The 13,047-nt window shown below is 34.8% G+C and carries 13 protein-coding genes; all 13 read left to right on the forward strand.

The genetic code is table 11. The annotated features are described in order from the left end of the window. Window positions 1-491 precede the first annotated feature (491 nt). The 13 genes from C7K43_RS02095 to C7K43_RS02155 all read left to right on the forward strand — a co-directional run bounded on the left by C7K43_RS02095 (window position 492) and on the right by C7K43_RS02155 (window position 13,046). Window positions 492-1,232: a MurR/RpiR family transcriptional regulator gene (locus tag C7K43_RS02095; RefSeq protein ID WP_124005337.1), complete on the forward strand. Its 741-nt coding sequence runs from the start codon at window positions 492-494 to the stop codon at window positions 1,230-1,232. Window positions 1,233-1,416: 184 nt separating this feature from the next. Continuing rightward, the gene (locus tag C7K43_RS02100; RefSeq protein WP_124005338.1) at window positions 1,417-1,728 is read left to right on the forward strand and encodes a PTS sugar transporter subunit IIA; all 312 of its coding nucleotides are present in this window, start codon (window positions 1,417-1,419) and stop codon (window positions 1,726-1,728) included. After that, window positions 1,728-2,027 (forward strand): PTS sugar transporter subunit IIB, encoded by a 300-nt coding sequence (locus tag C7K43_RS02105; protein WP_124005339.1) that lies wholly within the window; start codon window positions 1,728-1,730, stop codon window positions 2,025-2,027. Before C7K43_RS02100 ends, C7K43_RS02105 begins: the two co-directional genes overlap by 1 nt. A 13-nt stretch (window positions 2,028-2,040) precedes the next feature. Next, window positions 2,041-3,327, forward strand: a complete 1,287-nt coding sequence (locus C7K43_RS02110) for a PTS sugar transporter subunit IIC (protein WP_124005340.1) — start codon at window positions 2,041-2,043, stop codon at window positions 3,325-3,327. An 11-nt stretch (window positions 3,328-3,338) separates the two neighbouring features. Beyond that, window positions 3,339-4,364, forward strand: a complete 1,026-nt coding sequence (locus C7K43_RS02115; RefSeq protein ID WP_124005341.1) for a tyrosine-protein phosphatase — start codon at window positions 3,339-3,341, stop codon at window positions 4,362-4,364. A gap of 179 nt (window positions 4,365-4,543) precedes the next feature. After that, window positions 4,544-6,016: a sucrose-6-phosphate hydrolase gene (locus tag C7K43_RS02120; protein ID WP_124005342.1), complete on the forward strand. Its 1,473-nt coding sequence runs from the start codon at window positions 4,544-4,546 to the stop codon at window positions 6,014-6,016. Window positions 6,017-6,109: 93 nt separating this feature from the next. Continuing rightward, window positions 6,110-7,108, forward strand: a complete 999-nt coding sequence (locus tag C7K43_RS02125) for a LacI family DNA-binding transcriptional regulator (RefSeq protein ID WP_124005343.1) — start codon at window positions 6,110-6,112, stop codon at window positions 7,106-7,108. Window positions 7,109-7,178: 70 nt separating this feature from the next. After that, window positions 7,179-8,831, forward strand: coding sequence for a glycoside hydrolase family 13 protein (locus C7K43_RS02130; protein WP_124005344.1), 1,653 nt, complete (start codon window positions 7,179-7,181; stop codon window positions 8,829-8,831). A gap of 15 nt (window positions 8,832-8,846) precedes the next feature. Further along, a complete protein-coding gene (locus tag C7K43_RS02135) occupies window positions 8,847-10,259 on the forward strand; it encodes a PTS transporter subunit EIIC (protein ID WP_124005345.1) in 1,413 nt (470 codons plus the stop codon). Window positions 10,260-10,465: 206 nt separating this feature from the next. Then, a complete protein-coding gene (locus C7K43_RS02140; protein ID WP_124005346.1) occupies window positions 10,466-10,885 on the forward strand; it encodes a PTS sugar transporter subunit IIA in 420 nt (139 codons plus the stop codon). Window positions 10,886-10,896: 11 nt separating this feature from the next. Then, window positions 10,897-11,394, forward strand: a complete 498-nt coding sequence (locus tag C7K43_RS02145; protein ID WP_124005347.1) for a PTS sugar transporter subunit IIB — start codon at window positions 10,897-10,899, stop codon at window positions 11,392-11,394. A gap of 18 nt (window positions 11,395-11,412) precedes the next feature. Then, window positions 11,413-12,222, forward strand: a complete 810-nt coding sequence (locus C7K43_RS02150) for a PTS mannose/fructose/sorbose/N-acetylgalactosamine transporter subunit IIC (protein WP_124005348.1) — start codon at window positions 11,413-11,415, stop codon at window positions 12,220-12,222. After that, complete coding sequence (locus C7K43_RS02155) at window positions 12,219-13,046, forward strand: PTS system mannose/fructose/sorbose family transporter subunit IID (protein ID WP_124005349.1); 828 nt, start codon at window positions 12,219-12,221, stop codon at window positions 13,044-13,046. Before C7K43_RS02150 ends, C7K43_RS02155 begins: the two co-directional genes overlap by 4 nt. The last annotated feature ends 1 nt before the right edge of the window (window position 13,047 follow it).

Genomic DNA, 13,047 nt, shown 5'->3' on the forward strand with positions numbered 1-13,047 from the left:
AATATAAGGCTAATTAAAAAGGGAGCGTATAAAATGAAAATGACATTTATTCAACTTTGCTGAAAAGAACAAGCATGGTTAGATGAAACAAAATAAGGTAACTATTTGCCTTTCTTTGTAAGGGCTTTATAAATGACGTTGTTGTTTAATATTTCAATAATTTGCGTAACTTCTATGTCTTTACCTTAAAGTAATCTAGGTTATTTCTTTGCATTGGTATATGATGAATGTAGGTTTTTATGGCTCTATAATAAGTGAATTTACTATGGAAAATTCTTCTGAACATTAATAAGTTGAATCTTTCACTTATATTAATTATAATACAACTTTTTAATGTCAGAAAAAAATAGTTGCACTGTCATTAAGAATAAAAAATTTCTTGTTTTAATAAAGAACCTTAATAGCCACGGATAAGTAATAGCTTGGAAAAGAAAACGCTAACAATGGATTGTTAAGCTGAGTTAATTATTTTTAAGGGAGGACAATATTTTATGAATTTTGAAGAGAGGGTAATTAACGAGTCTGCTCATTTTACAGATTTAGAAGACGAAATAATTGAATATTTTGAAAAAAATAAGCAAAATATAGAATTTATAAAAATTACTACTATAGCAGAAAAATTTTATACAGTGCCTAACACAGTTTCACGTTTATGCCATAAACTTGGTTATTCTGGTTTTTCTGATTTAAAACATTCAGTTAAAAATGAGAATAATCATTTTCTTTATAATAGTGACACTGAACAACTTTTAACAAAAAACGTAGAGTTGATTAATGAATCAAAAAATCAAAAAATTATAGATAAACTAAAAAGTTCAAAAAGAATCAATTTTTACTCAATGGGACAAACTGCTTATGTTACACGTTTGATTGTTGATAATTTTTATTCTATCGATTACAAGTCTTATTTTTGTAATTACCCCAATGAATTGCAACATCTTATTAGGCATGGCGAAAATGAGTTATTCTTTTTTATTAGTCTTTCTGGTGAAAAGAAACAAATGATAGAATTCGCTCAAGAAGCAAAAGACCAAAACCACCAAATAATTTCGTTAACACATTTGACAAATAATACATTAGCCAGATTGTCAGATGAAAGGATGTTTTGTTATTCTCCTGAACAGAGGATAGACGAATATAATGTTACTGATAAAGCGCCAATATTATTAGTGATGAATAAATTATTTAAAAAATACGCGAAACAATTAAATAAAAAAATAACGTTGGTGTAATATTACAAATACACTTCTTTCTAGGGAATGAAAGAAGTGTATTTTTTCAAAATAAAACATCAATTAAAATGTAAACGCTTATAATATACGTAACATACATAGTTTAGGTGGATTATATTTTTATGGTATATAAAATTGTTCAAAATAATTTACCTATTCTAAATATTTTATGGGAGGTTAATCAATGGAAGAGGAACAAATAATCATGCAGTTAATTTCAAATGGGGGAAATGCTCGAGCAAGCAGCATCAAAGCTGTTCAAAAAGCAAGACAAGGGGACTTTCCCCAGAGTGAGACATTATTAAAACAAGCAAAAGAGTCTTTGACGATTGCTCACAATGTACAAACAGAGTTGATCCAACAAGAGATTAGAGAACAATCGGATAAAACTACCTTGTTAATGGTTCATGCCCAAGATCATTTAATGAACGCGATTACTGTCAATGATTTAGCAAAAGAATTTATTGAATATATGAAAAAAGGATGGAGATATTGATGGCTTATAAAATTATGCTAGCATGTGCTGGTGGTTTTTCTACTAGTATGTTAGTTACTCAAATGAACAAAGCAGCAGAAAAAAAAGGAATAGAAGTTGAAATAGACGCCGTATCAGAATCAGCATTAGATAACTATGAGGATCTTGATATTATTCTGCTAGGGCCACAAGTTGGACATATCAAAGATGAACTGAAAAAGAGTTTTTCTATTCCCATTACCGTCATTAGTCAGATGGATTATGGGATGATGAATGGGGAGAAAGTATTAAATGAAGCTCTAGAACTTTTAGAAAAATAAGGAGTCGCGAAATATGAGTGTATTAAATAAGGATAAGTTAAGGAACTTCCAAAATAAAGTTCAAAAATGGATGGGAAAATTTCAGCGAAATAAATATGTCTCAGCTGTTGCAGGCGGGATGATGTCAATTTTGCCAATTTTAATGGTAGGTTCTTTTGCGGATGTATTGTTCAGCTTAAATATAGAAGCCTATCAAAATTTTCTTACTCAGACTGGAATAGGCGATGTTTTTAATATTATTTCTACTGTTACCATGGATTTGCTTTCTGTATATGTTGTTTTAGCATTATCAAATAGTTTAGCATCAGAATTAAAAGTGGATCGGTTTATGGCTATGATTTCTTCTGTAATGGCTTTTTTCTTAGTTACCCCATTAATTATTGAAGATGGTAGTTTTATTGGCTTAGATCTTACTTATACTGGATCAGGCGGAATGATTGTTGCCATGTTAGTATCATTAACAGCGACACGGTTGTTTTCAATCTTTTATAATAATAAGCACTTAACTATAAAATTACCGGATAGTGTTCCAGAATTTGTATCGAGAACTTTTATTTCGATGTTACCGATTTTTTTAGTTGCTGGAATTTACGCAGTTGTTAATTTATTATTTACTTTTACGCCTTATGATAATATTCACGACACAATCATAGAGCTGATCCAAATACCATTACAAGGTTTGGGTTCAAGCTTACCAGCAGCTTTAATCTTAGTTTTCTTCGCTGAGTTTCTCTGGTTTTTTGGCATTCATGGAACAATGGCCACAAATGCGATTTTATTTTCAATTTTTTATCCTTTTGACGTTGCTAACTTGCAGGCTTTTAGTGCCGGTACAGCTTTACCTTATATTGTAACAATGACTTTTATAACAAATCAAAAGGGACCAAGAGCGCTGGCGTATGCTATCTTATGTATTCGCTGTAAGAGCGAACAATTGAAAACTCTTGGAAAAGTTGGTTTTATTCCAGCCTTTTTTGGCATCAGTGAACCATTTAAATTTGGTATGCCGATGGTCTTAAATCCGATTGTATTTATTCCGCTAACAATGGGAGGGACAATAAGTGTTGCTGTGACCTATTTCGCTACTTATATTGGACTTATAGCGCCTCCGAATGGGATTCCAGTACAAACGGCTGGTACTCCTGAAATTTTTAGAGCCTTTCTATTAGGCGGTTGGAGAATGATTATTATGCACATAATACAGCTAATTATTCTTCTCGCAGTTTGGTATCCTTTTATTAAAATGATGGATAAACAAAAGTATTCTGAAGAATTAGAAATTGCTAACCAAAACTCATAAGGAGAAAACAAATGATAAAAAGCGCTGAAGTAAAAAAGACGGGTAAAGGTATTTATACTATAACTTGGATGGGGGATACTGAAGTAAGCATATTTTTACTAGATAACCAAACTAAAGAAGCTGGAAAGTTACTACTAGCTACAAAAGAACATGTGGTACAAGTCACAACGGTAGAATATTATCGTCCGTATTTCGTATTAAAGGACCATAATTCTCAAATAACTATAGCAACAAGGGTACTACCTTTAGAAGGAGCAAATAATTTTCGTGATTTAGGTGGTTATATCACAAAGTCAAAACAAAGAATTAAATGGGGAAAACTATTCCGGTCAGACCATCTACATCGCTTAACAGAGTATGACCAACTTGTTCTAAACGAGATAGGGCTTCGGACCATTATTGATTACCGGAGAGCAGATGAATATAGTGATCAGCCAAATAAAAGTTGGGAAGCTTTAAAGAATACATTTCATATTATACCTGAAGCAGAAAGAGCTGTTTTAGCTGCTAAAGCAAGTAATACAAAGGAAAAAGTACAACATTTGGTTAATCGTGAAGTAGATAGTGATGTAAAATTCGATAATTCGGGAAAAACGATGATTGAACAGGCAAAAGACTTTGTCCGGTTAGAAGAAAATAAGAAAAGTTTTAAAGAAATGCTTGGTATAGTCCTCGATGAAAAAAACGTTCCAATTGATCAACATTGCCGAGGGGGAAAGGATAGAACAGGGTATGGAGTTGCCTTAATATTATATCTTTTGGGTATTGACATGGAAACAATTATACAAGATTTTATGTTAACAAAAGAACTAAGAGAAACGAGAAATCAAAGAAGAATGGATCAATATTCAAATGAAACTAATGATCAGAACATTTTAGGTTATTTGTACTCCATGTTAGATACAAGACCAGAATATTTAGAAGCTTCTTTTGATGAAATGATTAAAGAATCTGGGAGCATTGACAATTATTTTAAGTCTGAATTAAATATCACAGAAGAAAATATCCGACAGTTGAGAGAAACATATTTAGAGTGAGAATTTAATTGCTATAAGGTAGCATTACTTAGTTTAAGAAGCTTTCTATACATAAAAGTTATAGAAAGCTTCTTTTCATTAGTTACAATATATTGTACGATTATAGGAGTTTCATTTAGCAACTTGTTAGAAAATCAAATAGCTAAATGAATAAATATAAAAATAGAGGAGGTTCACATATGGAATGGTCAAGAGAAAAGCGTTATCGTCGAATTGAAGATGTATCTTCTGAAGAATTGAATGCATTGGAAAAACAAGTGCAAGAATCACCATACAGACAAACGTTTCATATTCAACCTAAAACGGGTTTATTAAATGACCCTAATGGATTTAGTTTTTATAACGGTAAATTCCATTTATTTTATCAGTGGTTTCCTTTGGGTCCTGTTCATGGCTTAAAATATTGGTATCATGTTTCTTCAAAAGATTTAGTCTATTGGGAAGATGAAGGAATTGGCTTAAAGCCGGATACAAAATATGATAGTCATGGCGTATTTTCAGGATCAGGTTTTGTCCATGACGAGAAACTGTTTTTATTCTACACAGGAAACACGCGAACTCAACAATGGGAACGAATTCCTTATCAGTGTATTGCTACGATGGACAAAGAAGGGAATATAGAAAAAACGGAACAACCTTTTATTTCTGGTTCTCCGCAAGGCTATACGGATAACTTTCGTGATCCTAAGGTCTTTGAAAAAGATGGGAAATACTTTTGTGTCATCGGCGCGCAAATACAAACAGATGAAGGGAAAATCGTCTATTATGAATCAACTAATTTGCTGGATTGGACATTAAAAGGTGAAATACAAACGAACTTCCTGCAAAATAACGGTTTTATGTGGGAATGTCCAGATTATTTTGAAATAAATGATAAGGCAGTTTTGATGTTTTGCCCGCAAGGAATGGATGCACAAGGCGATGACTTTCGGAATATCTATCAGTCAGGCTATCTTTTAGGAGAACCTATTGATTTTCAAAATGATGGTAAATTTAACCATGGAAATTTCAACGAATTTGATCATGGTTTTGAATTTTATGCGCCGCAAACAATGCTTGACCCGAGCGGAAGACGGATTATGATTGGCTGGTTTGGCTTGCCAGATGTCGATAGTGTGACGGATGAATATGGTTGGGCGCACTGTTTAACATTACCGCGTGTTTTAGAGATAAAAGACGACAAAGTTATCCAAAAGCCTTTACCCGAATTAAAAGAACTACGCAAGGAAAAACATGCAACGAGTGTTTCTTTAGATCAGGAAACGGAAAAGTGGAGTGAAATAGCTTTTCGTACGTATGAATTAAAATTGACTATTGACGCTGCCAGTTATGGGAAAACAGGTTTAAAATTTAGAGTCGGAGCAGCAGAGGAAGTTCTTTTTTATTATGATGCAGATGAAAATAAATTAGTTTTGGATCGCTCAAAAGGTGGAAAACTATCTACTAAAGAATATGGGACTACTCGAAAGTGTGATTTTGATATAACTAAGTTTGACTTACGGCTATTTGTTGACGAATCTTCGGCTGAGATTTTTATTAATGATGGACAAGAAGTCTTTAGTACACGTTTGTTTAATGAAGAAATGAGTAATGGCATTGAATTTTTCTCTGAAGGACAAGCAAATATTGCGGCAACGACTTGGCGAATTTAATTGAAATTTTGGAAAAGTAAAATAACGTGTTGACAAAAACAAAGCGAAAGTATATAGTAAACCTGAAATCGATACCACAAAGGAGTTCTTTCTATGGCAACCATCAAAGATGTAGCGAATAAGGCTAACTTATCTGTTGCGACGGTTTCTAGATATTTAAACGATCATCCTTATATCTCAGAAGATAAGAAGCAAAGAATTAAAGCTGCCATGGAAGAGCTTGATTATACGCCAAGTTCGATTGCGACTCAATTACGATCTAAAAAAGGAAACATGATTGGCATCCTCGTCTCAAGAATAACGAATCCATTTTTTTCTTATTTAGTCGATGCGATTGAAAAAGAAGCGAAGAAAAATCATTATAATGTACTTATTATGCAAACGTATGATGATAAAAAATCAGAAATGAATATGTTAGAACTATTGAAGCAGCAGGTAATTGCTGGTTTAATCATGTGTTCAGTAGAGGGCAACCCTGAGACGATCGCAAGCTATCAAGAATTTGGCCCCATTGTATTGTGTAACGAACAAACAAGTGAGGCTTTGATTCCAACAGTCGTTACCGACCAAAAGCAAGCCGTTTATGATGCCATGTTGTATTTAGCTGATAAAGGGTATCAAAAGATTGCTTATTGTACAGGTGGTACATTGGCAAATGAAGGGCATGGGAGGTCTCGTACGGAGGGGTTCGAACAAGCCTTATTAGAAAAACAGTTACCAATTAAAAGAAACTGGATTTTTCGCCAAGTTCACACGAGTCAAGATGGGACTGAGGTAGCCGATAAAATATTGCATCTACCACGATTAAATCGTCCGGATGCTGTGTTTACAAATAGTGATGAAGTAGCGATGGGAATTATGGAACGAATGCTGCAAAAAAAATATCAAGTTCCTAAAGATTTAGCGATTATGGGATTTGATAATCAACCATCGACATCGCTATTAACCGTGCCTTTAACTACAATTGCTCAACCTGTGGCTGCTTTAGGTAGTGAATCAACGAAATTATTACTAGCTAAAATCAAAGGGATGGCGTATGAAGCTGATCAAGCGCAATTAAAATTGACGTTAATCAAAAGAAAATCCGCATAATAAAGATCGGATTTTCTTGTTTCTTTAACAAATGTGGTATCGATATCATACAAGAAAAGGAGTAAAATTAATGCAAGAATTAAAGAAAGACTGGTGGAAGGATGAGGTTATCTACCAAATTTATCCAAAAAGTTTTAACGATTCTAATGGGGATGGAATTGGCGATTTAAACGGTATTCGCCAAAAACTACCTTATTTGAAAGAACTGGGCGTCACCACGATATGGATTTGTCCTATCTTTAAGTCGCCTATGCATGATAATGGATATGACATTGCTGATTATGAGGGAATTGACCCGCAATTTGGGACCATGGCTGATTTTGATTTATTATTAGAAGATGCGAATAAAATGGATATCAAAATTATATTAGATCTAGTAGTGAATCACACCTCTGATGAGCACGAGTGGTTTCAAAAAGCCTTAGCAGATAAAAATAGTAAATATCGTGATTATTATATTTTTAAAGAAGGCAAAGAACGTCCAAATAATTGGCGCTCTCAATTTGGAGGCTCTGCTTGGGAAAAAGTCGAGGGAGAGGATGCTTACTACTTACACCTTTTTGGTAAAGAACAACCCGATTTAAATTGGGAAAATCCTGAACTAAGACAAGAAATCTACGCAATGATCAATCGCTGGCTAGAAAAAGGCGTTGCTGGATTCCGTATTGATTCTATTACTTTTATAAAAAAGGATCAAGATTTTGCTTCTTTACCAGCTGATGGCGCGGATGGTCTTGTCTCTTGTAAGAGTAAGACACGTAACCGACCAGGCATTGGAGAATTTTTAAATGAATTAAAAAGAGAAACTTTTGAAAAATATAACTGCATAACTGTGGGTGAAGCCTCAGGTGTTGACTATCAAGATTATGAAGAATTTATTGGTAAAGATGGTTATTTCTCTATGATTTTTGACTTTCATTATGCTGATATTGATGTGGAGTCGGGCACCGATTGGTTTAAACGTTCTCACTGGCAAGTCAAAGATTTTAAAGCCTTATTAGAACAATCACAAGAGACTATCCAAAAAGCGGGCTGGGCAGCAAATTTCATCGAAAATCATGACCAACCTAGAGCATTGTCTAAACTAGTTCATAAAGATTATCAAAATACTAATTCTGCTTGCGGAATTGCAGCACTGTATTTCTTTTTACGTGGCACACCATTTATTTATCAAGGACAAGAGTTAGGAATGCTTAATGCTGAAAGAACCCATATTGATGAATTTGATGATATTTCTAGCATTGATAATTTTTATCGGGGAATGGCAGAAGGCTATTCAGAAAAAGAGGCATTGCATTTTGTTAATTTACGTAGTCGTGATAATACACGTACACCAATGCCATGGAATAATGAAAAATTTGGCGGTTTTTCTCAAAACCAACCTTGGTTAGAAATGACACAAGAGTATCCTAAAATTAATACACAAAATAGTATAGTTTTGGATTTCTATAAGAAAATGGTTGACTTAAGACAAACCTCCGAAATTAGTTCAATTTTAATCAATGGGACGATCGAATTTTTATCAAACGTACCGGAAAATGTGATTGCTTATGTTCGCGAGTACCAAAACGAACGTGTTTATTCCTTTACGAACCTTGGTACAAATGTAGAAGAAATTACTTGGCCCAAAGAAATAGAACAGCTTTTTGTAAATACCCACGAAAACGAGTCAGATAAAGCGAAAAATGTACTTTTGCCCTATCAAAGTGTTTTATTTAAATAGAGAAGAGGGAAAAATATGGCAACAGATTATAAAAAAATAGCAAATGAAATTGTAAATGTTGTAGGAAAAGAAAATATTACTTCAATTACTCATTGTGCTACCCGTTTACGGCTCGAAGTAAACGACCGCAGTATGATTGATGATAAAGAAGTTGAAAATATTGATGAAGTGAAGGGCGTTTACTTTAATTCAGGTCAATATCAAATTATCCTAGGAAGCGGCACTGTAACTAAAGTATATAATGAAATAATGCAAGATAATGGTGATTTACAAGACAAAGAAACCAGTGTTGAATCAATTAAAAAAGAAGGAAACCCAATTCAACGCGGCGTTCGTACGTTAGCAGATATTTTTACGCCGATTATACCTGGAATTGTTTCAACCGGGCTGTTTCTAGGGCTAAAAGGCGTCTTGCTAGATGACAATGTATTAAATTTCTTTGGTACTTCTGCTGATCACATTCCTGAATACATTATGGTCCTATTAAATGTTTTGACAGATACTGTTTTTGCGGTTTTACCGGCATTAATTTGCTGGTCCGCATTTAAAAAATTCGGTGGTACGCCAGTTCTTGGTTTTGTTATCGGGATGATGCTGGTTTCACCATCCTTGCCTAATGCTAATGATGTTGCCAATATCCACAGCAATGTCGAGCCTATTATGGCTTTTGGTACTATTCCTATTATAGGTTATCAAGGAAGTGTGTTGACGGCTTTAGTCATTGGGATTTTAGGAGCTAAGTTAGAAAAAAGTGTGCGAAAAGGGATGCCCAATGCACTGGATTTAATGTTTACGCCTTTCGTAGTTATTTTTACGATGGTTTTACTGGGGCTGTTAGTATTAGGCCCGCTGTTGCATGTTGTTGAAAATGGCTTGGTATTCTTAGTAGAACATTTAATCCAAATACCGTTTGGTGTTGGCGGTTTATTGGTTGGTTTTATCTATCCTTTAGCTGTAATGACAGGCATGCATCATCTATTTATAATGATCGAAACCCAGTTACTAGCAGCAACAGGATTTAACCCATTGATTACGGTTTGTGCAATGTACGGATTTGCCAACGCTGCAGTCGCTTTTGCTGTTGGGATGCGAGCAAAAAATAATAAAGTAAAGGTCATTGGATCAAGTGCTGGAATTACCCAACTACTAGGTGTAAGCGAACCGGCGCTATTTGGTATTACTGTTCGTTACGGAATGAAACCGTTAGCTGTAATGTTAGGTTGTTCAGCTGTTGGTGGGGGAATATTAGCAGCTCTTGGTATTCAAGCAAATTCTTATGGTTTGGCCGTTATTCTTTCACCGTTAATGTATATTTATGAACCCTATCAGTTAATTAGTTATATTTTAGTTGGAATCGCTACTTTTGTCGTTGCTTTCATACTAACTTACGTTTTTGCCGTTCCTAAAGAATTGTTAGCGGAAGAATAAGTAGTTTAGTTTAACAGAAATAACGATTAAAAAACTAGCGAAATATTTTAGAATTATGCCAGCGGTAAACATTAAAATCACCTGTTTAAGTTCAAATGAAATTGTTTAAACAGATAAATTAAAGCTTGTAACCTTGAAATAATAAGGGTTATAGGCTTTTTATTTTTTGGCATGCTTATTGCTTATATAAGGGTGAGGTGATGTTAATGAAAAAAAGATATTTAGTGGCCACACACGGAGAGTTGGCCAAAGGGTTTCAGAGTTCTTTAAACATTTTGGCAGATAAAGGTAACAGTATTGAAATCATAAACGCTTATGTAACTGATGAGGACTACACTTCTCAAATTGTCGAATTTATTCAAAGTGTCGAGCAAGATGAGCAAGCAATTATTTTTACCGATTTATTTGGTGGAAGTGTGAATCAGAGAGTACTGGCAGAAGTACTTACCCAAAAAAAAGAGAATATTTTTATTATATCTAATGCCAATTTAGCTATTCTATTGACATTAATTGTAGGGAGTGAAGAAGAGAAATTAACAGATGCGTTGATTTCAGACGCAATTGAGGAAAGCCAAGTAAGGTTAGTACAAACAAGTATGCCAACAGAAGACGAAACATTTTTTTAGGAGGAGAAGGAATGATAACACAAGTAAGAGTAGACGATCGATTGATTCACGGACAAGTAGCCGTTGTTTGGACAAAGGAATTAAATGCCCCATTACTAGTCGTCGCAAATGATGAAGCAGCCAAAAATGAAGTGACTCAAATGACATTAAAAATGGCCGTACCTAATGGAGTGAAATTATTGATCCGTTCGGTAGATGAGGCGATAGAAGTTTTCAATGATCCACGCGGTAAAGACCGTCGGATTTTTGTCATTGTCAATAGCGTCAGTGATGCAACAAAAATTGCGCAAAATGTAGAAGAAATCGAAGCCGTAAATGTAGCGAACACTGGCCGGTTTGATAAGTCAGATCCAAGCACAAAAACGATGTTATTTCCAAGTGTGCAATTGAATCCTGATGAGCTTGAAGCAGCAAAAGAACTAGCAAAAATTGAGCAGGTGGATAGTTATAACCAAGTCTTACCTACAAATTCCAGATACAATTTAAAAGATGCATTAAGTAAGCTATAAAAGGAGGAATAAATAACTATGTTGATAGAAGCAACATTAGCTGCTCTTGCAGTATTCATTTGTTTTGCCGGAAACTATTTAACAGGACAAAGTATGATGGAGCGTCCCTTGGTTGTCGGTTTAGTTACAGGAATTTTAATGGGAGATATGAGAACCGGCGTTTTAATGGGAGCTTCATTAGAAGCGATCTTCTTAGGAAATGTCAATATAGGTGGTGTAATTGCTGCTGAACCGGTAACGGCAACGACACTTGCCACAACCTTTGCAATTATTTCTAATATTGAACAAAACGCTGCAATGACTTTAGCTGTTCCTATTGGAATGCTAGCTGCTTTTGTCGTAATGTTTTTGAAAAATGTGTTTATGAATATTTTTGCGCCATTTCTAGATAAAGCAGCCCGGGAAGATAATCAAAAAATGATTGTTGGTTTACATTATGGTACGTGGGTTATCTATTATTTGATCATTGCTTCTATCTCTTTCATTGGAATTTTAGCAGGAAGCGGTCCTGTTAATACATTTGTTGAAAATATTCCAGAAAGATTGATGAACGGCTTGAGCGCTGCCGGAGGATTGTTGCCTGCCGTTGGGTTTGCGATGTTAATGAAATTACTCTGGGATAATAAACTAGCTGTGTTTTACATTTTGGGCTTTGTCCTTACCGCTTATTTAGATCTACCCGCTGTGGCAGTTGCAGTCATCGGCGTTGTTATCTGTGTTGTTAGTGCACAAAGAGACTTGCAAATGCGAGATATTTCTACCAATGGAAATAACAATGCAGCTGGCCCCATGACCAAAGAAGAAGAGGAGGATGACTTTTTCGCATGAAATTACAAGAAGATTTAAGCAGAGAAGAAAAAAAGATGATGCGTTCAGTGTTTTGGCGTTCTTGGACGATGAATGCGAGTAGAACAGGTGCGACTCAATATCACGCAGTCGGTGTTATTTATACCTTACTTCCAGTTATTAATCGTTTCTATAAAACAAAAGAAGAGCGGGCCGATGCGTTAGTTCGCCATACTACTTGGTTTAATGCAACAATGCATCTTAATAACTTTATTATGGGTTTAGTTTCTTCGATGGAAAAGCAAAACAGCGAAGACGAAAACTTTGATGCAAGTTCTATTACAGCGGTAAAAGCTTCTTTAATGGGACCTATTTCTGGTATTGGAGATTCATTTTTCTGGGGAATTTTACGCGTCGTCGCAGCAGGAATCGGAATTTCATTAGCAAATACGGGGACTCCTTTAGGGGCTATTGTCTTTTTACTCTTGTATAATATTCCAGCATTTTTAATCCATTACTTCGCTTTATACGGTGGTTACTCTGTTGGAGCGAGCTTTATTCAAAAACTCTATGAATCAGGCGGCATGCAGATTCTAACCAAAGCGTCCAGTATGCTGGGGTTGATGATGATGGGAAGTATGACTGCTTCAAACGTTGATTTTGAAACGATCTTAGAAGTAAATGTTGCAGGTAGTGAAGAAACAATGAGGATTCAAGAATATTTAGATCAGCTTTTTGTAGATATTGTGCCTTTAGCTGTTACATTGATTGCGTTTTGGCTACTACGTAAAAAAGTCAATGTTAACTATGTCATGCTAGGTATTATGTGCCTAGGAATTATTCTTGGTTTATTAGGAGTTTCCTGAT

The sequence above is a fragment of the Tetragenococcus koreensis genome (genome assembly GCF_003795145.1).
In the GTDB taxonomy this organism is placed as follows: Bacteria; Bacillota; Bacilli; order Lactobacillales; family Enterococcaceae; genus Tetragenococcus; species Tetragenococcus koreensis.